Raw genomic sequence first — 18,081 nt, 5'->3', positions numbered from 1 at the left:
ACTGGCGCTTTAGAACCTAAACATCTTGAGCACGCCCATACCGACCAGCCCGACGAAAATCAGGTAGATGGCGACGATGTAGTTGAGCAGCCGCGGCATGATCAGGATCAATATCCCCGCAACAAGGGCGACGATCGCAGGCACGTGCGCGGCGGTGATGGTCATTGAAGTCTCCGGCTGATGGGATGGGGAATCGAATCGAGGGGCAACTTAACCGCTGGCGCGGTTCCGGAATAGCAAGACGCTTACGCCTTCAATGAGTTCCAGCTCCGCAACAATTCCCCAGAAATGCCGCGAATGAGGCCGCCGTTTTCCGGAACAATGCGGCCTGCGAATGAATTGGCCCGCATTGTGCGCGCTGGCGAAAACCGGCGCCTCTTCTCGCGAAGGAGTTGACCATGCGGAACAGACTATTTGCCATTGCGACGATCGCCGGCGCGATGGCGGCCCCGATCGCGGCTCAGGCGCAGACCACGATCACGACGGGCGTCGGTGGCGGCGGCACAGTCGTGATCGGTGAACATGAAGGCATCGCGGCCGACGTACGTCCGGCGTTCCGCGAGTATATCGTCCGCGAACGCGTGCCGAACTACACGATCACCGAGCGCATTGTGGTCGGCGGCGTGCTGCCGGAAACCGGCGTGACCTATTACGACGTGCCGCAAACGTTCGGCGTCACGCCCTATCGCTACACGGTAGTGAACGGCCAGACAGTGCTGGTCGAACCGCGTTCGCGTCGTATCGTTCAGGTGGTCGATTAGACCTCAGTAGCCTGAACGATCTGGTCCGGGCGCCGCGCAAGCGGATGTGCGCGAGCTACGACCGGACAGAAACCCCGCTCGGCGTCCCCTCCGGGCGGGGTTTTGTTTGTGTACGTGACTGACGTGCAGCCGGACTGCGTGGGATCCTTAGACCCTCATGGTGAGGAGGCGCGTAGCGCCGTCTCGAACCGCGAGGCCCCGCTGGTGCCATTCATCCTTCGAGACGCCTGCTGCGCAGGCTCCTCAGGATGAGGTCTGGCAGTGGTGAGCGCCGCGTTAACTGCCAACTATTCCCGAATTTCTAGCCCCGGCTTCTTCACCACGAGGCGATGAATCTTCTTTCCGGACGAGGCGCTGGTGACCTCTTCGTCGAGCAGCACTGTCGTCCCCTTCAGCTCGTCTCGCACCACCGCCGAATCGAACGCCGCGTAGAGGCGTCCCTGCGCATCGCGCTCATCGGCGCCCTCGGTAACGCGCCAGCTCAGATAGAGAATGCCGCTTGGCTTGACGACATCGAGCAGACGGCGAACCGACGTCACGATCTCCTTGCGGTCGAGATGCATGATCACGGTTTCGCACAGCACGTTGTCGAACGTGCCTATGCCGTCCAGATCGGGCAATTCGGCGTGCGCGAACTTGTAGGAGGGATAGCGCCGACGCGCTTCCTTGAGCAGGCCTTCCGAGGCATCGAAGCCCATCGCCGAGAAACCGTTCGCGTGAAGCCAGGCGACCTCGCGGCCGCAGCCGCAACCGATATCGCAGGAATTGCCGCCGCGCACGAAGAAGCGTTCGACGATCTCCTGCAGGTCGACGGGCGCCGGCTGACCGAGCCAGTCGGTCGCGAACGCTGCCGCATGATCATCGTAAGCGGCGAGCGTCTGTCGATCCATGATCTAGCCTTCGATCTTCGAAAAATCTGCGACCGCGCGGGTCGCCACGCGGATTTCATTCAGAAGCCTTAGTCGGTTCTCGCGCACGGCAGGTTCATCGGCATTCACCTTGACCTTGTCGAAGAACGCATCGACGGCCGGACGCAGCTTGGCCATTGCACTCATCGCGGTGGCAAAATCTTCCTTTGCAACCGCTGCCCCAGCCTCGCTCTTGACCTGATCGATTGCCTTCGCGAGCGCCTTTTCCTCGGGCAACTGGTAGAGCCCTGCATCCGGCGCGCCGTCGAACGTACGCTTGTCCTTCTTCTCCTCGATGGCGAGGATGTTACTCGCGCGTTTTGTACCCGCAAGCAGGTTCTTGCCGTCGTCGGTGTCGAGGAAGGCGCCAAGCGCCTCGACGCGGCGGACGACGAGCAGCAGATCATCTTGCCCGCCGAGCGAGAACACAGCATCGACGAGATCGTGACGCGCACCCTGGTCGCGGAGCTGGACTTTCAGGCGGTCGGCGAAGAAGGAAAGGAGATCGCTCGCAAGCTTCTGGTCGTCGCCCTTTTCCGGCAAACCGGCCATGGCCGATTTCGCAGCGTTCAGAATCGGCAGCCGGAGCGTATTATCGACGATCAGCCTGATCGCACCCAGAGCCGCGCGCCGCAACGCGTATGGATCCTTGCTGCCGGTCGGCTTTTCATCGATCGCCCAGAAGCCGACCAGCGTATCGATCTTGTCAGCCAGTGCCACCGCCACGCTCACCGGATCGTTCGGCACGCGATCGGCGGGCCCCTGCGGCTTGTAGTGCTCTTCGCTCGCGGCAGCGACGGAAGCGTCTTCACCTTGCGCCTGCGCGTAGTACTTGCCCATCAGGCCCTGCAGCTCAGGGAATTCTCCGACGACTTCGGTCAGCAAGTCCGCCTTTGCCAGATGAGCCGCACGCTTGGCCTTTTCGACGTCGGCGCCGACCAGCGGCGCGATCTCGGCGGCCAGCCGCTCGATGCGCTTGATCCGCGCCGCCTGCGTGCCGAGCTTCTCGTGAAACACGATCTGATCGAATTTCGGCAGCCGGCTCTCGAGCTTGGTCTTGAGATCCGTCTCGTAGAAGAATTTTGCATCCGACAGCCGCGCGCGGATCACGCGCTCATTGCCGGCGACGATGACCTTGCCGCCATCGGTCGCCTCGATGTTGGCCGTCAGGATGAACTTGTTGGCGAGCTTGCCCGTCTTGGGATCGCGCACCACAAAACATTTCTGGTTGTTGCGGATGGTGGCGCGGATCACTTCATCGGGAATCGACAAGAACTCTTCATCGAACGATCCCATCAGTGCAACCGGCCATTCGACGAGGCCAGCGACCTCGTCGAGCAGCACCTGGTCTTCGACCAGCTCAAAGCCTTGTGCGAACGCCAATTGCTTGGCGTCGGCCAGGATGATGTCCTTGCGCGCCTGCGGATCGAGCACGACCTTGGCGGCTTTGAGCTTGGCCTCATAATCCTCGAAGCGGCGCACGGAGATTGCCGCCGGCGCCATGAAGCGGTGGCCGAACGTGGTTTGGCCAGCCTCAATGCCGTCGACGGAAAACCCCACGACATCAGGCTCTTCGGTCTCGGGACCAAAGGTCGCGATGATCGAGTGCAGCGGGCGCACCCAGGAGAGCGAGCCTGACTTGGCCGAACGTGCGCCCCAGCGCATCGATTTCGGCCACGGGAAGGTCCTGATGATGACAGGCAGAATCTCGGCCAGCACGTCGATGGTGGCGCGACCCGGCTTTTCGATCAGCGCGATGTAGAAATCGCCCTTCTTCGGGTCGCTCTGAATCTTGGCGTCTTCGATTCTCGCAAGGCCGGTCGCCTTCAGGAAGCCCTGGATCGCAGCATCTGGCCCGCCAACGCGTGGACCGCGGCGCTCTTCCTTCAGGTCGGATTGCCGCAATGGAATGCCATGCACGGTCAGCGCCAGCCGCCGCGGCGTCGCGAATGCTTTGGCGCCTTCGTAAACCAGGCCTTCGGCGACGAGCTTGTCGGTGACCATGCGGCGCAGATCGTCGGCCGCCTTCGCCTGCATGCGCGCGGGAATCTCTTCGGAGAAGAGTTCGAGGAGAAGATCAGGCATCAGGCCGCCCTGCCCGTTTCGGTGTGAATCCAGGCTTCGCCGCAAGCCTTTGCCAGCTCGCGCACGCGCATGATGTAGCTCTGCCGCTCGGTGACCGAGATCACGCCGCGGGCATCGAGCAGATTGAAGACATGGCTTGCCTTGATGCACTGGTCATAGGCCGGCAGCGCCATCAGATGTTCTTTCTGGTTGCCGCCTAAATTCTTCGAATTTTCTTGCCAGCCGGCAGCGAGATATTTCCGGCAGGCGTCTTCTGCCATTTTGAACTGCTCGAACAGCGCCGCGGTATCGGCGTGCTCAAAATTGTGCCGGGAATATTCCTGCTCGGCCTGCAGGAAGACGTCGCCATAGGTGACCTTCTCGGCACCCTCGCGGCCGTTGAAATTGAGATCGTAGACGCGATCGACGCCCTGCACATACATCGCAAGGCGCTCGAGCCCGTAGGTGAGTTCGCCGGAAACAGGCGCGCATTCGACGCCCGCGACCTGCTGGAAGTAGGTGAACTGGCTGACTTCCATGCCGTCGCACCAGCATTCCCAGCCAAGGCCCCACGCGCCGAGCGTCGGGCTTTCCCAATCGTCCTCGACAAAACGGATGTCATGAACGCTGGAATCGATGCCGATCGCGGCCAGCGACTTCAGGTAAAGATCCTGAAGGTTCGGCGGCGACGGCTTCATGATCACCTGAAACTGATAGTAGTGCTGCAGCCGGTTGGGATTTTCGCCGTAGCGGCCGTCCTTCGGCCGCCGCGAGGGCTGCACATAGGCCGCGTTCCAGGGTTTCGGCCCGAGCGCACGCAACGTCGTCGCAGGATGGAAGGTGCCGGCGCCCATTTCCATGTCGTAGGGCTGCAGGATCACGCAGCCCTGCTCGGCCCAGAACCGCTGGAGAGCAAGGATGAAGCCCTGGAACGAACGTTCCGGGCGCATATGGGCAGGGGTTGCGTCCATCGGCAGAATCGATCTCGCGAGGGGGATTTTAAGCGCGCGGGACCGTATCGGCGTGCAGGCGGGGAATCAAGGCGATGAAGGGGTGTCCAAGAGCGAGAATTCGCCCCTCTCGCCGTCGTGGCCGGGCATAGCCGTCTGAAGGATGGCGTCGCTCCCGCTCACCTGCCCGGCCATTCACGTTCGTCGTCGAGCCCAAGGCATGAATGCCCGGGTCAAGCCCGGGCATGACGAGTTCGGGCTAGCCCGGTCGGTAGGCGCCGGTGACCGGGTCACGACGCAGCGTCGGAACATCAGCCTTCTGGGTGGCCTCGGCGACGCGCGCCAGACGCGCCTCCTCCAGTTCCCTGTTGATGCGGACGGCAGTCTTGTAGGCCCAGCGGACCACGGCGAGCCCTCCCAGGGCACCCGCGAATGCGATCAGCGGCGGCATCGGTCGATCCTTGTCTTCACGTGTGAGCCCCCAATGAGCACATTCTCGCCGAAGCCGGCCTGCGCCGCAATTCCGCTTTTGGGACTAAATGGCGCGGCTCACTTACGCGTTAGAATCCGAATTTGGCCCAAATTGCCCGGGTCTCGAGCGCGGAAATCAGTTCGTCCGGCAATCCCCCGATACCATCGAGTGCGGCCAGCGAGCCCGCGCCCGGTGACCGCCGGCCGAGCAGGCCGGCCAGCATGCCGCTGGCGGGGGCGATGACCGGCGTCAGCACCTTCTCGCCGAAGCGCGCACGCAGCGTCGATCTGATATCGCCGATCCCATCGGCAAGGCCGAGCGATACGGACCTTTCGCCCGCCCAGTATTCGCCGGTAAACAAGACGTCATCGGCGCCGTTGAGCCGCGCGCCGCGGCTTCCCTTGACCAGCGCAATGAAGATGGCGTGGATCTCGCGCTGGAGCGCCTTCAGGCGCGCCACATCATCGGGGTCTTCGGGCAGGAACGGATCGAGCATCGCCTTGTGCTCGCCTGCCGTGTAAAGCCGCCGCTCCACGCCAATTCGCTTGATCAGATCCTGAAAGCCGAAGCTGCCGCCGACCACGCCGATCGAGCCGAGGATCGAGGACGGATCGCAAAAAATCTCGTCGCCGGCGCAGGCAATCATGTAGCCGCCGGATGCTGCGACATCCTCCACGAAGACCAGCACCGGCAGTTTCTTTTCCGCGGCAAGCTGCCTGATCCGCAAATAGATCTGGCGCGATTGCACCGGCGAGCCGCCGGGCGAATTGATCACCAGCGCCACCGCCTTGGCGTGCCGGGTGGCAAACGCGCGCTCCAGCGTCTTGGCGACGCCCGCCAGCGTCAACCCGGGCCTAAGCGGCGTCACCGCGCCGATGACGCCCGACAGGCGCACCACCGGCACGACTGGGACGTCGCGCCGGAATTTTGCCGGAATGAGTTGTTTCACCCTGTCAACGAGGTTCGGCGATTTCAGACGATCACTTAATTGTTCACTCATGCCGTTACCTCGAATTAACCATTTTTTATCGCGCCACTGTCATTGCAAAGGCTGAAACGCCCTTCCGGGCCGGGAACGCCTTTTGCATTGCAGATGTTAAAGCTGCAATGGCGCAGCGGAGACTGACATGAAAATCTACCTGCTGATAATGCTCATCGGCAGCCTTCTGGCCGCGATCCACTTTACATCGGCGCCCAAGCAACAGTCAGAGACGCTTCCGCAATAGCGTCCTGGTTCCAGGATTTGGCGTGTGCGCCACCCTTACGGGTTAGCGAGCGGCAAGCTCCCCTTCCCGGCCAGAATCTCCTGCACTCTCTTATTGGGCACGCCTGGCTCGTCATTGAGCATCAGGGCGGGAAAGATTTGCGTCGGCGCCCGCCCACCCTTGGTGGCGCGAACCAGGATGCGGTTGGCCGTTGCCTGTGCGTCGCCGTGGACCGGCAGGACCTGCAAGCTCCCGAAACCGTGATCGAGCGCCGAGAGCACCTCGGCAATGCCGTCAGCGCGCCAGATCAGCGTCAGCGCTCCCTTGGATTTGAGAATCCGACGCGCCGCATGAACCCATCTTAGAAGCGTCGTCGCGGTCGCCATATGCGCGATCCCGCGCGCCGTGTCCGGCGAGGCGCGATGCCGCGCGGGATCGTTGAACGGCGGATTCATCAGCACCGTATCGACGCTGTCGGGACCAAGGCCAGCAGCGGCAAACGCGGCTGCATCGGCTTCCACGTCGAGCACGATCACGTCAGCTTGAATCGCATTCGCGTCGGCATTGGCCCGCGCAAGACCTGCCAGCGCCGCATCTATCTCGACCAGAACCAGATTGATGCCGGTGACGCGCCTCGCCACTGCCAGGCCCGCAGCGCCGACGCCGGCACCGAGATCGGCCACGCGATCTCCCGCACGAGCTGCGGTGGCCGCCGCCAGCAGCACCGCATCGTGACCGGCGCGATGTCCCAATTTCAACTGCTTCAGATGCAATTGCCCGCCGAGAAATGCATCCTCGGTGAGTTCGAGAACGGGGTCACTCATCGGGGCGTAATTCGTGCGCCAGGCCCGCCTCGGCAAGCAATTGGCGGGCCGCGCGGTTATCGTCCTCATGCACCAGAATACGGCGCGGCAGGATGCCGAGCGATCCCTCGATCACGCTCATGTTCTGGTCCAGCACCAGATGATGGATATTGGCGCCGTCGAGCAGTGCGCCGATTGCGGAAACGAGTACCATGTCGTTTGTCCTGACCAATTCCCGCAACTGATGTTCTCCTTTTCGCCCGGGTGCGACGACGACACGGGGCTGTCAACCGCTACGTGCCCTTGCCGCCATAGCCGGCACTTTCTATTGTAGAACAAGGATAGTGCGAATTGGCCAAAATTGGAGACCTGCGTGGCGGTTATTGTACCCTTCGAAAGCCCGAACGCCTCGATAGATGCGCTGGTCGGGCTGGTCGCCGCCGATATGGAGCGGGTCAACGCCACCATCCTGTCGCGGACGGGATCGGAAGTCACAATGATTCCGGAAGTGGCCAATCACCTGATCTCATCGGGCGGCAAGCGTCTCCGCCCGATGCTGACGCTGGCCATGGCCCAGCTCTCCAACTATTCCGGCGACGGCCACATCAAGCTCGCCGCCGCAGTCGAGTTCATGCACACCGCGACGCTGCTGCATGACGACGTCGTCGACGAAAGCGAATTGCGCCGCGGCAAGCTGTCGGCGCGTATGCTGTGGGGCAATGAGGCCAGCGTCCTGGTCGGCGACTTCCTGCTCGGTCAGGCCTTTCGCATGATGGTCGAAGTCGGCTCGCTGCGCGCGCTCGACATTCTCTCCTCGGCCGCGGCTACCATCGCCGAAGGCGAAGTGATGCAGCTTGCAGCCGCCAAGAACACCGCGACCACCGAGGACGAATATCTCGCTGTTATCAGGGGCAAGACGGCCGAACTGTTCGCCGCCGCCTGCGAAGTCGGCCCCGTGATCTCCAACCGGCCGAAGGCCGAGCAGACCGCCTGCCGCTCGGTCGGCATGAATCTCGGCATCGCATTCCAGCTCGTCGACGACGTGCTGGACTATGGCGGCAAGGCCGCAAAACTCGGCAAGAACATCGGCGACGATTTTCGCGAGGGCAAGATCACGCTGCCGGTGGTGCTGGCATTCCGCCGCGGCAATGACAGCGAACGCAAGTTCTGGATCAGAGCATTGGAGCGCGGCCAGATCGGCGACAGCGATCTCGATCATGCGATCGGGCTGATGACCAAGCACCGCGCGCTGGAAGACACGATCAGCCGCGCCCAGCATTACGGCGCGATGGCCGTCGACGCGCTGGCGTTATTTCCGGCTTCGCCGATGAAGAGCGCGCTCGAACAGGTCGTGGCGTTCTGTCTGGCGAGATCGCATTGATTGCCACTCCCGTCATACCCCGCGAAAGCGGGGTATCCAGTACGCCGCGGCTTATCGATGAATCACGAACGTCTCTGGAATGCTGGATCACCCGCCTTCGCGGGTGATGACAGTTAGAGGATACCCTCAGCTCAGCGTTCCCGCGTGCACCCACCATCCGGGGTGATCGCGCCGGATCTGCTCCGCCGCGCGTCCTGCCTCGGCGGTGTTCTCGTAGATCGCAAAGCAGGTCGCGCCCGATCCGGACATCCGCGCCAGCCACGCGCCGTTGGTCGCGTTGAGCGCCGCGATAACCTCGCCGATCACCGGCTGTACGCGCATCGCCGGTGCTTCCAGATCATTGGAGTTGGCTGCGAGCGCCTCGACCCACTCTTCGAGCGATGCCTTGTCGTCGGGCCAGCGGTCGCGCAGCAGCACATCGGTGACGCCGACCAATAGTTCGCCATTGCGCAGGCCGAGCGCGTTGAAAACGTCGCGGGTGGCGACGGGAACGCCGGGATTGACCATCACGCAGGGCATTTTCGGCAGGCCGAGCGATTGCAGCGCCTCGCCGACGCCGGTCATGATGCAGCCGCGCGAGTTGACGCAGACCGGCACGTCGGCTCCGGTCAGTTGCGCCACCTCGACGATGCGTGGATCGTCGAGCGCCAGCCCGTTCAACTTCGCAAGCAGGCGCAACGCCGCTGCGGCATCGGCCGAACCGCCGCCGATGCCGGCTGCGACCGGCAAGACCTTATCGAGCGTAAAGCTGCCGGCCTTCATGCCGGGCACCCGCTCCGCCAGCAGGCGCGCTGCCTTGAGCACCAGATTATCCGAGGTCTCGCCGCAAGCCTGCGCCAGCGGTCCCGACATCTTCAACTCCAGATCCGGGCCCGGCGTCAGCGTCAGGCGGTCGGCGCAATCAGCGAACGCCACCACGCTTTCGAGATCATGATAGCCGTCCGTGCGACGGCCATTCACCCGCAAAGACAGGTTGACCTTGGCGCGCGCCTCGTCAGTCAACATCGGCATTGCCGAACAGCCCCCAAGGTCTTTCGTCAGCCACCTTTGCCGTCTTCCTTCTTCTTGTCGGCGGAAGCCGCAGAGGACGTGTCTTCGGGCAGGCCATTGGCAATCTTGGCCTCGATCTTCGGCAGTTCTTCCGGCTCGGGCTTGAGGTCGCGGGCATGGGCCCACTGGAACTTGGCTTCCAGCGTCCGCCCGACACGCCAATAGGCATCGCCGAGGTGGTCGTTGATGGTCGGATCCTCGGGCTTGAGATCGATCGCGCGTTCGAGGTGCTTCACCGCATCTTCGAAATTGCCGATCCGGTAGAACGCCCAGCCCAGCGAATCCACGATGTAGCCGTCGTCGGGGCGCTGGTCGACGGCGCGCCGGATCAACTTCATGCCCTCGTCGAGGTTGATGCCCTGATCGATCCAGGAATAGCCGAGATAGTTCAGGACATGGGGCTGCTCGGGCTGCAGCTCCAGCGCCTTGCGCATGTCAACCTCGGCCTTGCTCCACTGCTTGGAACGTTCCAGGCAAATACCGCGATAATAGTACGTGACCCAGGTGTTCTTGTCCGTCACGCCGGGCATGGCGTCGATCGCCAGCGAATAGGTGTTGGCGCAATCGTTGAACTTCTTGCGGCCGCGCTCGATGTTGCCGAGCGCCATGATGGCTTCGATGTCCTTCGGCGCCTCGGTGATGACGCCCTTCAGAATCTTGATCGCCTCTTCACTGCGGTCGGCGGCGTCGAGATTGGTGGCAAGCTGGATCTGCGCGTTGCGCTTGAGCGGCGAACTGGCCGGCATGCGCTCGTAGACCTTGATCGCCATCTTGGGCTTCTTCACGGACTCGTAGAGATCGGCGAGCGAGAGCAGCGCCAGCGGGTGGTTGGGCTGCAAATAGAGCGCGAGCTGCAGATAGACCAGCGCCAGATCTTCGCCGCCGCGGCGGGTCAACGTGGCGCCGATGCCGTAGAGCGCCTCGGCTGCGCCGGCCTGTGCCGAATCGACCAGTGGCGACATCTTCTTGCCGGCCCTGGTCTCGCGCAGGCCTTCCTGCACTAGGGGGTGCCGCGGCAGCTTCTTGTCGAACGCTTCGTAGATGGCAGCCGCCGCCGCGCCGTCCTTGTTGCGCGACAGCCAGCGCGCATAGGCGTCGGACACCCGCAGCATGGAATCGTCGAGCTTGTAGGCGCGCTCGAACCGCGCGCCGGCGTCCTTGTCCTTGTTGGAGGCCTCCAGAATCATGCCGGTGTGGAGATCCTTGAAGATTGGATACCATTCCGGGCCGGTCAGCTTGTCGATGTTGGCGACCGCCGTCTTGGCATCGCCCGCGCCGAAGCTCGCCCACCCTGACAGCAGCGTCGCGACCAGATCGGTGATCGGTCCGCGGATCGACTGATTGATGTTGATCTGCGCGGCGGCATATTTCTTCTGCTTGAGGTCGCGCACGCCGACCACGAGCCGCGCGACGCGGTTGGCCTTGTCCATGGTCAGGATGCGATCGGCGAGCTTGACCGCTTCATCGATATCGCCATCGGCGAGCGACGAGATGAAAGCGCGATCCAGCAGTTCGTTGTTCTTCGGATCGGTGCGCAGCGCGGAGCGATAGAATGCCGCGGCGGAAGCCGCATCGCGCTCAACGCTGGCATGGCGCGCGGCGAGATAGCTGCCCGCCGTGGTCAGCGATTTCAGATCCGCTTTGGTGGGAAATTGCGCGGCGCTATCGGCCGGATGGTCGGGCGTTTGGGCCCAAGCCACGCCAGGCGCGGTAAGGCTGGCAGCAGTGATTGCGGCGATGGTCCAACGATTCATACGAGTGGAAAGCATCACGGTTCGCCTAGCTCCAGGATGTTCGGCGGGATCGTTACGATCGGTCTTCTTTACGATCGGTCTCTGATGCAAACCCAAACGGCGGCATCTCGGCCAGCGACAATGCCGCTTTTGGCCCTCAACCGCAAGGATGCGGGTTGGCGAATCGATTGGCAGATTGGGCCGTTAGGCCTCGATCTGGCTACCCCCACGGGGAAACGCTTCTACTATGGCGGCATCGTGGCCGAAGGCGGTATCACCCTCCTCCGGCTCACGCAATCGTGGTCTATACGCCGCGTTACATACCCTGGTAGTTCGGCCCGCCGCCACCCTCGGGAGGAACCCAGGTGATGTTGCCGTTCGGGTCCTTCACGTCGCAGGTTTTGCAGTGGACGCAGTTCTGGGCGTTGATCTGGAAGCGCGGACCGGAAGCCTCCTCGACCCATTCATACACGGCGGCCGGGCAATAGCGATTAGACGGACCCGCATAGACGTCGTGTTCCGACATCTTCTGCAGGTTCATGTCGGCGACCTTCAGATGAATCGGCTGGTCCTCTTCATGGTTAGTGTTGGAGAGGAACACCGAGGACAGCTTGTCGAAGGTAAGTTTGCCGTCCGGCTTGGGATAGGCGATCGGGGTGTGCTGCTTGGCCGCATCCAGCGTCTTGTGGTCGGGCTTTGCGTGGGACTGGGTTCCGAACAGCGAGAATCCGAGTGTGTTGCACCACATGTCAAAGCCGCCGAGCGCGACGCCGATGATGGTGCCGAACTTCGACCATAGCGGCTTGACGTTGCGAACCTTGTGCAGGTCGCGGCCGACAGCGGAATCCCGCCAGGCGTTTTCGTATTCAACCAGTTCGTCATTGGCGCGGCCGGCGGCGAGCGCGGCCGCGACATGTTCGGCGGCGAGCATGCCGCTGCCCATCGCATTGTGCACGCCCTTGATGCGCGGCACGTTGACGAAGCCCGCCGCACAGCCGATCAGCGCGCCGCCCGGGAAGCTTAAGCGCGGCACCGACTGATAGCCGCCCTCCGTGATGGCGCGCGCCCCATAGCCGATCCGCCTGCCGCCTTCGAACACGGGCCGGATCGAGGGATGGGTCTTGAAGCGCTGGAATTCGTCGAACGGCGACAGATACGGATCGTCGTAATTGAGATGCACGACGAAGCCGACCGCCACCTTATTGTCGTCGTAGTGATAGAGGAACGAGCCGCCGCCGGTCTTGTTGTTCAGCGGCCAGCCGAACGAGTGCTGGATCAGCCCCTTCTGGTGTTTGGCGGGATCGATCTCCCAGACTTCCTTCAGCCCGATGCCGAATTTCGACGGCTCGCTCTTGGCGGCGAGCGAATATTTCGCAATCAACTGCTTGCTCAGGCTGCCGCGCGCGCCTTCGGCGAACAGCGTGTATTTGCCGAGCAGTTCCATGCCGCGCGTGAAGGAATCCTTGAGGCTGCCATCCCGGGCGATGCCCATGTCGCCGGTCGCAATGCCGCGCACCGCGCCGTTGTCGTCGTACAGCACTTCGGCCGCGGCAAAGCCGGGATAGATTTCGACCCCAAGCGCCTCGGCCTTCGGCGCCAGCCAGCGGCAGACATTGCCGAGCGAGCCGACATAGCAGTGATGATTGTTCATCAGCGGCGGCATCATGAAATTCGGCAGCCGGATCGCGCTGGTTGCGGTGGTCCAGTAGAAGCGGTCGTCCTTGACTTGCGTCTTCAGCGGGCAATCCGCATCCTCGCGCCAGTCCGGAATCAACTTGTCGAGGGAAACCGGATCGATCACCGCGCCCGACAGGATATGCGCGCCGACCTCGGAACCCTTCTCCACCACGACGACACTGAGATCGGCATTGAGTTGCTTCAGCCGGATCGCCGCGGCGAGGCCAGACGGCCCGGCGCCGACGATCACGACGTCGAATTCCATGGATTCGCGAGGAGGAAGTTCTTCTGCACTCATGATCTGGTCTCAGCCCAATTGAGAACGGCTCTAAAGGCTCGTTGTTTCCGATTTTTGCGGAGAGGACAACCATGGAAATGCAGGCGCGAGGCGTTTGATGCCGGCGCGATCCATATTAGATTGGCATAATGGATTTGATCCCCGAACCCTCGCCTAATGTTAGGCAATTGCTGGCTTTTTATCTGGAGGCCGGGGTCGATTGCGCGCTGATGGAGGAGCCAGTCGATCGGCTGGCCGAGACCGACATCCCTGCCGCCCCTGCCCCGGTCCGCGAGACGGCGCCGCCTCGTCCGGTGAGGGAAATGCCCGCAGCGATGCCGACAGTTCCGCGCAGCGAAACAGCACCGGCGCCGGAGGCGGCCATTGCGCTCGCGCGCGAAGGGGCGCGAACGGCGCCCACGCTGGAAGCGTTGCGTGCACTCCTGGAAAATTTCGAGGGCTGCGCGCTGCGAAACACCGCGACACGGCTGGTGTTCGCCGACGGCAACCCGGAGGCCCGCATCATGTTCGTCGGCGAAGCGCCCGGCCGCGACGAGGACATCGAGGGCCTGCCCTTCGTCGGTCGCTCCGGCAAGCTGCTCGACCGCATGATCGCGGCGATCGGGCTCGACCGCAGCAAGGCCTATATCGCCAACGTGATCCCCTGGCGTCCGCCCGGCAACCGGACGCCGACGCCGCAGGAGACGCAAATCTGCCTGCCGTTCATCCAGCGGCAGATCGAGCTCGTGAACCCTGACGTGCTGGTGACGCTCGGCAATCCGTCGACGCAGGCGCTATTGTCGACGCGCGAAGGCATCATGAAGACGCGCGGCAAATGGCTCGACTATGACACCGGCACGCGCACCATCCGTGCCCTGGCGACGTTCCACCCGGCCTACCTGCTGCGTTCGCCGTCCTACAAACGATTGGCTTGGCAGGACCTGCGCGCCATTGCGAAGGCGCTGGAGGCCGCTCCGTCGCGATGATGGGCAGCGGCATGAACAAGGCCGAGCGCTATCGCGACTTTTTCGACTTGCAGCTTCGCTTCGCCGAGGCGGTCGCCCAACAGACATCAAAACCGATCGCCCACGCCGTACTGCTCTACACCAATTTTCATCGCCGCTTTGGCCTTGGCGACATCAGCCGGAACGGCTTGAGCCCGGCGTGGAACGACTACGCGCACAAACTCGCCGAACTCGACACACATGAGCAGCGGGCGGACTGGACCCAGACATTCTACGCGCAGGCTCCTGACGAGCGGTCAGCTTCCCCGGAACACGTGTTCGGTTGCTTCGAGTTCCATGCCGGCGAGGAAACGGGGATCGTACGTCCGCACTTCTACAACCGCGATCCCGGCGGCCCCCTGAGCCGGACCAGAATCGGAGAGCGACGGCGCGAGCTTCAATCCATGTTTGCCTGCATCAAGCGGCGCTTTCCGGCGGCGAGGCAGGTCGAAGGCCATTCGTGGCTTTATGGCACGGAAGCCTATCGTCGACTGTTTCCTGAGGATTACGTCCGATCACGCGCCGTGATGGAGAGCGCCAGCCGATTTCAGGGCATGGCATGGTGGGGACAGTTTCTCGATCGCGAAGGCAACGTAAAGCCGCCACTGAAAGAGGCCCTGCTACGCAAGCTCGACCGGCTGAACGTAAACAGGCTTTGGGAGGCCTTCCCTCTTCCGGCCTTTCGGGTCAGCGCACCGATCGATACGTTCTACGAAACGTATGGAATCTAGTTGAGCGACGCACGCTTCGTGTTGCGCAGCATCCGGGGCAAGAGACCCCAGCTACGGCGTCTTCGGCCGCACGATGGCCCAACCAATGCGCAAGAGCGGCTGACGTCCGTTGACCAGCCATTCGAAGGCGCGCGGCACTTCCGGCACGAGGCCGGGAAAGCGCTGTGCGATTTCCGGCGGCGGCGCGCCTGAGGTGTCGGAGGCGCGCCAGACCACCACGCCGCCGGTCTCGTTGAATTTCGCGACCGACAGCCAGGGCGTCCGCTCCGGCGTGGCATCGAGCAGCAGGTGCGGGCGCCCGCGGCTCATCGCGATGATTCCAGCCAGTTGCGGATCGCCAGCCACCGCGCGCAGCCGCTGATTGGTTCGACGTTCGAAACTATCCCCGAAGAATTGCGCGATCGCCTTTGCCGGCAAAGAGGTCGACACCTCGTTCGCCCCGGTCCATGGCAGGAACACGATCGTCACGACGACCGCCACGGCCGGCGCGACAACTGCCGCCGCCCACACCGTCCGCAACACGCGCTGGCGGCGCAGATGGACAAGGTCGCCGGTCGCCACGACCACGGCAAGTCCCGACATCAAAAGCGCAACGCCCTCGCCGCCCACGACGTGGTCGAGATTAAAGAACCCGGCCAGCAAGCTTCCGAGCAGTGCCGGGATGATCGCGAAGAAGAGGACAAAGTCGCGCGCCAGCGGATCGACCGGCGGCCGATAGATGATCGGCGCCTCCCCGGCGTTGCGGGCGAACCAGCCGGAGTTGAGGATCACCAGCAGCACGATGGCCGACATCGCCAGCGCAAGACCAAGAAGCAGCCAGCCCCATTGCATGGCGCGCGTCCCAAGATCGGAGATCGCAGGCCACGGCGGCATTGCAAGCGCATCGGCGCGGAGCAGCCAGATCAGATAGGGCAGCACCAGGACGACGATCACGAGCAGTGCATAGAGCGGATCGAGCGACATCAGCACGCGCCGTCCACGCTCGGTGGCGACGGCAAATCCGGCGAGCAGTAGCAACAGCCCGATCGCGGCCGGCGTCGTCAGCAGCAACAGGCCGGCTTCGATCGACCAGGCGAACCATGCGTTGCGCCGGTTCTGGCCGATCAATTGCCAGGAATGCAGCAGCAGCAGCGCCCATAGCGGGCGCGCCAGCACCAGCGGGCCGAATTCGACGCCGGGCGAGCTGAAGGCCACGATCGTCATCGAGAGCAGCACCGCGAGCACTGCCTGCTGCCCGCCGACGATGGCGCGGGCCAGTTGATAGTAGATCCAGAACGTAACGACGGCGCAGACCTGCGCGAGAAGATAAACACCGAACATGGTATTGCCGGCGGCGCGGAAGGCGATGTCGGCAAGCCAGAACGCCAGCGGCGGCCCGAGCGAGGTGCCGACCTGGTATTCCCGGCCGAAGGCCAGCACGGTCGCGAGATCGCCGGGCGGGCTGCGGTAGAGTAGCATCGGCAGGATCAGCCACAGCGCAGCCTGCACCAGCACCACTATCCAGACCACCAGCCGTGGCCGGGCGCGGATCAGTTCGACAACGAGCGAGGTGAAACGCATGAAACGTCCGAATGCCCCGGGCCTGGCAGCCCTGTCCCCCAAGCCCTGTCCCCAAGACGTTTGATAGAGCGCAGGAGCCTCCGAGGCAACCGACCTTAGATCGTGACTGAGATCTCGGAATCGATCTCCCCATCCACCGTGAAGAGATCGGGCTCGACTTCAACCGTATCAGGGAAATGCTTCAGCCGCGCGGCGATGACTGGCGCGAAAAAGCGGCGGTGATGGATGCTGGGACCGAGCCGGTCGAGCGCCTCGCGATGCTCAGGCACGGCGTAGCCCTTGTGGCTTTCGAAGCCGTAGCCCGGGCAATCCAGCGCCAATGCACTCATCAGGCGGTCGCGCGTCACCTTGGCGATGATCGAGGCGGCTGCGATCGAGACCACAAGCCCGTCGCCGCCGATCACGGCGTCGCAGTCGCACGGCGCATCGATCTTGTCGCGGCCATCGACGAACACATGCTTTGGCATTTCGGGCAATGCGCGCACGGCGCGCGCCAGCGCCCAGAGCGAGGCGCGCAGGATATTGTCGCGATCGATCCGCGCCGGCGAAGCAAAGGCGACGGCAAAGGACGAGGTGGCGCAGATCTCCTCGAACAGTTCCTCGCGGCGTTCGACGGTCAGCCGCTTCGAATCATCGATGCCCTTCGGGATACGCTTGGGATCGAGGATGACGGCGGCGGCTACCACGGGTCCCGCCAGCGGACCGCGCCCTGCCTCGTCGCAGCCAGCCACCGGCCAGACGCCGCGCTTGATCAGCGCCCGTTCGCGGCGAAAGCTCGGCGGCGCGACCGCAATCACGCCCTTGGGCAGCTCGGCCGGTTCCTTGCCGGCCTTCTTGCCTGATTTCCTGTCGGTCTTTTTGGCGGACTTGTCCCGAATCATGGCCGGGATCCTGCGCAAGCACCCGATGGCGCGCAACCGGGAACCTAGCACAATTCACGTTATTCAGTGTGGGCTCTAGGCCGCCAGACGGACCCGCCGGTCGTCGCCGACCTCAATACCGGGCGCGACCACGGCTTCCCAAACGTGGTCGTCGGGATCGCCGAAATAGCCGCAGTAGCCGCCGTAGTCTGTCTTGTGTGCTGGCTTCAACAGCGATGCGCCGCAGGAGATTGCGAAATCGAGCACGGCGTCGACCTCCTCGACCGAGCCGCAATTCCAGGCGAGCGTCGAGCCGCGAAAGGCTTTCGGCCGCGGCTGATCCGGCAGCGCCGCATCGTTTGCGAGTTGATCCCACGGGAACAGCGCGAGCACGGTGCCGCCGGTATCGAAGAAGGCGACGGCATCACCGGTTGCGTGCATTTTTCGGACAAAGCCAAGTGCTTCATAAAAGGCGATGCTCTTGCGCATATCGCTGACGCCGAGCGTGATGACCGTGAACCGGGGAACTGGCTTCTGCGATTTTTCGCCCATTATGCTCTCCGTACTCTCCACGTCGTTGCGAGGAGCGTAAGCGACGAAGCAATCCATTGTTCCATGACGGCATGGATTGCTTCGCGGAGCCTG

General features: G+C 63.2%; 18 protein-coding genes. 4 read left to right on the top strand and 14 right to left on the bottom strand.

All coding sequences use genetic code 11. From position 1 onward, the window contains the following. Positions 1 to 9 precede the first annotated feature (9 nt). A complete protein-coding gene (locus tag J6524_RS27910; RefSeq protein ID WP_225676574.1) occupies positions 10 to 165 on the bottom strand; it encodes a DUF3096 domain-containing protein in 156 nt (51 codons plus the stop codon). Between the two features lie 233 nt (positions 166 to 398). Between J6524_RS27910 and J6524_RS27905 the strand changes: the two genes are divergently transcribed. Next, entirely contained in the window at positions 399 to 761 is a 363-nt protein-coding gene (locus J6524_RS27905; protein WP_225676572.1) for a DUF1236 domain-containing protein, read from the top strand. A gap of 287 nt (positions 762 to 1,048) precedes the next feature. On the opposite strand, the gene J6524_RS27900 is transcribed toward J6524_RS27905, so the two are convergent. The 7 genes from J6524_RS27900 to J6524_RS27870 all read right to left on the bottom strand — a co-directional run bounded on the left by J6524_RS27900 (position 1,049) and on the right by J6524_RS27870 (position 7,404). Further along, complete coding sequence (locus J6524_RS27900; protein WP_225676570.1) at positions 1,049 to 1,651, bottom strand: class I SAM-dependent methyltransferase; 603 nt, start codon at positions 1,649 to 1,651, stop codon at positions 1,049 to 1,051. A 3-nt stretch (positions 1,652 to 1,654) separates the two neighbouring features. Beyond that, positions 1,655 to 3,754 carry a glycine--tRNA ligase subunit beta gene (gene glyS / locus J6524_RS27895; RefSeq protein WP_225676568.1) on the bottom strand — a complete coding sequence of 700 codons (2,100 nt, stop codon included), beginning with the start codon at positions 3,752 to 3,754 and terminating at the stop codon, positions 1,655 to 1,657. Next, positions 3,754 to 4,704, bottom strand: a complete 951-nt coding sequence (locus tag J6524_RS27890) for a glycine--tRNA ligase subunit alpha (RefSeq protein WP_225676567.1) — start codon at positions 4,702 to 4,704, stop codon at positions 3,754 to 3,756. The genes glyS and J6524_RS27890 overlap by 1 nt, the downstream gene beginning before the upstream one ends. 238 nt (positions 4,705 to 4,942) lie before the next feature. Further along, entirely contained in the window at positions 4,943 to 5,134 is a 192-nt protein-coding gene (locus tag J6524_RS27885; RefSeq protein WP_225676565.1) for a hypothetical protein, read from the bottom strand. A gap of 109 nt (positions 5,135 to 5,243) precedes the next feature. Beyond that, positions 5,244 to 6,155 carry a S49 family peptidase gene (locus J6524_RS27880; RefSeq protein WP_225676563.1) on the bottom strand — a complete coding sequence of 304 codons (912 nt, stop codon included), beginning with the start codon at positions 6,153 to 6,155 and terminating at the stop codon, positions 5,244 to 5,246. 261 nt (positions 6,156 to 6,416) lie between these two features. Then, on the bottom strand, positions 6,417 to 7,184 hold the full coding sequence (locus J6524_RS27875; RefSeq protein WP_225676560.1) for a tRNA1(Val) (adenine(37)-N6)-methyltransferase: 768 nt from the start codon (positions 7,182 to 7,184) through the stop codon (positions 6,417 to 6,419). Continuing rightward, on the bottom strand, positions 7,177 to 7,404 hold the full coding sequence (locus tag J6524_RS27870; protein WP_225676558.1) for a putative signal transducing protein: 228 nt from the start codon (positions 7,402 to 7,404) through the stop codon (positions 7,177 to 7,179). The genes J6524_RS27875 and J6524_RS27870 overlap by 8 nt, the downstream gene beginning before the upstream one ends. A gap of 132 nt (positions 7,405 to 7,536) precedes the next feature. Between J6524_RS27870 and J6524_RS27865 the strand changes: the two genes are divergently transcribed. Next, positions 7,537 to 8,544: a polyprenyl synthetase family protein gene (locus tag J6524_RS27865; protein WP_225676556.1), complete on the top strand. Its 1,008-nt coding sequence runs from the start codon at positions 7,537 to 7,539 to the stop codon at positions 8,542 to 8,544. Between the two features lie 126 nt (positions 8,545 to 8,670). Here J6524_RS27865 and J6524_RS27860 read toward each other — a convergent pair whose 3' ends face one another. From J6524_RS27860 to J6524_RS27850, 3 genes are all read right to left on the bottom strand, one after another. Further along, a complete protein-coding gene (locus tag J6524_RS27860) occupies positions 8,671 to 9,555 on the bottom strand; it encodes a 4-(cytidine 5'-diphospho)-2-C-methyl-D-erythritol kinase (RefSeq protein WP_225676554.1) in 885 nt (294 codons plus the stop codon). Between the two features lie 26 nt (positions 9,556 to 9,581). After that, entirely contained in the window at positions 9,582 to 11,363 is a 1,782-nt protein-coding gene (locus J6524_RS27855) for a tetratricopeptide repeat protein (protein ID WP_225676552.1), read from the bottom strand. A 280-nt stretch (positions 11,364 to 11,643) separates the two neighbouring features. After that, entirely contained in the window at positions 11,644 to 13,302 is a 1,659-nt protein-coding gene (locus J6524_RS27850) for an electron transfer flavoprotein-ubiquinone oxidoreductase (RefSeq protein WP_225676549.1), read from the bottom strand. A gap of 134 nt (positions 13,303 to 13,436) precedes the next feature. Here J6524_RS27850 and J6524_RS27845 point away from each other — a divergent pair, with 134 nt between their 5' ends. Together J6524_RS27845 and J6524_RS27840 are read left to right on the top strand one after the other, a co-directional pair. Continuing rightward, positions 13,437 to 14,267, top strand: coding sequence for a uracil-DNA glycosylase (locus J6524_RS27845; RefSeq protein ID WP_225676633.1), 831 nt, complete (start codon positions 13,437 to 13,439; stop codon positions 14,265 to 14,267). Next, positions 14,264 to 15,016, top strand: a complete 753-nt coding sequence (locus J6524_RS27840) for a hypothetical protein (RefSeq protein ID WP_225676547.1) — start codon at positions 14,264 to 14,266, stop codon at positions 15,014 to 15,016. The genes J6524_RS27845 and J6524_RS27840 overlap by 4 nt, the downstream gene beginning before the upstream one ends. Before the next feature lie 51 nt (positions 15,017 to 15,067). Here the strand turns inward: J6524_RS27840 and J6524_RS27835 are convergent, their stop codons facing one another. The 3 genes from J6524_RS27835 to J6524_RS27825 form a co-directional block, all read right to left on the bottom strand. Then, positions 15,068 to 16,576 carry a glycosyltransferase family 39 protein gene (locus J6524_RS27835; protein WP_225676545.1) on the bottom strand — a complete coding sequence of 503 codons (1,509 nt, stop codon included), beginning with the start codon at positions 16,574 to 16,576 and terminating at the stop codon, positions 15,068 to 15,070. 95 nt (positions 16,577 to 16,671) lie between these two features. Beyond that, a complete protein-coding gene (gene rnhB, locus J6524_RS27830; protein WP_225676543.1) occupies positions 16,672 to 17,457 on the bottom strand; it encodes a ribonuclease HII in 786 nt (261 codons plus the stop codon). Between the two features lie 75 nt (positions 17,458 to 17,532). Next, positions 17,533 to 17,988, bottom strand: coding sequence for a VOC family protein (locus tag J6524_RS27825; protein ID WP_225676541.1), 456 nt, complete (start codon positions 17,986 to 17,988; stop codon positions 17,533 to 17,535). Positions 17,989 to 18,081 lie beyond the last annotated feature (93 nt).

Origin of the sequence: Bradyrhizobium hereditatis (assembly GCF_020329435.1) — a bacterium.
Taxonomy (GTDB): Bacteria; Pseudomonadota; Alphaproteobacteria; order Rhizobiales; family Xanthobacteraceae; genus Bradyrhizobium; species Bradyrhizobium hereditatis.
Note: the sequence above shows the minus strand (reverse complement) of the source record. Positions and strands in the feature narration are given on the sequence as shown.

Bases quoted from the DNA above. Each gene is read 5' to 3' on its own strand.
- J6524_RS27840 (WP_225676547.1), top strand. From the start codon at position 14,264: ATGATGGGCAGCGGCATGAACAAGGCCGAGCGCTATCGCGACTTTTTC.
- J6524_RS27825 (WP_225676541.1), bottom strand. From the start codon at position 17,988: ATGGGCGAAAAATCGCAGAAGCCAGTTCCCCGGTTCACGGTCATCACG.
- J6524_RS27890 (WP_225676567.1), bottom strand. From the start codon at position 4,704: ATGGACGCAACCCCTGCCCATATGCGCCCGGAACGTTCGTTCCAGGGC.
- J6524_RS27910 (WP_225676574.1), bottom strand. From the start codon at position 165: ATGACCATCACCGCCGCGCACGTGCCTGCGATCGTCGCCCTTGTTGCG.
- J6524_RS27850 (WP_225676549.1), bottom strand. From the start codon at position 13,302: ATGAGTGCAGAAGAACTTCCTCCTCGCGAATCCATGGAATTCGACGTC.
- rnhB (WP_225676543.1), bottom strand. From the start codon at position 17,457: ATGATTCGGGACAAGTCCGCCAAAAAGACCGACAGGAAATCAGGCAAG.
- J6524_RS27880 (WP_225676563.1), bottom strand. From the start codon at position 6,155: ATGAGTGAACAATTAAGTGATCGTCTGAAATCGCCGAACCTCGTTGAC.
- J6524_RS27855 (WP_225676552.1), bottom strand. From the start codon at position 11,363: ATGCTTTCCACTCGTATGAATCGTTGGACCATCGCCGCAATCACTGCT.
- J6524_RS27835 (WP_225676545.1), bottom strand. From the start codon at position 16,576: ATGCGTTTCACCTCGCTCGTTGTCGAACTGATCCGCGCCCGGCCACGG.
- J6524_RS27905 (WP_225676572.1), top strand. From the start codon at position 399: ATGCGGAACAGACTATTTGCCATTGCGACGATCGCCGGCGCGATGGCG.
- J6524_RS27900 (WP_225676570.1), bottom strand. From the start codon at position 1,651: ATGGATCGACAGACGCTCGCCGCTTACGATGATCATGCGGCAGCGTTC.
- J6524_RS27875 (WP_225676560.1), bottom strand. From the start codon at position 7,184: ATGAGTGACCCCGTTCTCGAACTCACCGAGGATGCATTTCTCGGCGGG.
- glyS (WP_225676568.1), bottom strand. From the start codon at position 3,754: ATGCCTGATCTTCTCCTCGAACTCTTCTCCGAAGAGATTCCCGCGCGC.
- J6524_RS27885 (WP_225676565.1), bottom strand. From the start codon at position 5,134: ATGCCGCCGCTGATCGCATTCGCGGGTGCCCTGGGAGGGCTCGCCGTG.
- J6524_RS27860 (WP_225676554.1), bottom strand. From the start codon at position 9,555: ATGCCGATGTTGACTGACGAGGCGCGCGCCAAGGTCAACCTGTCTTTG.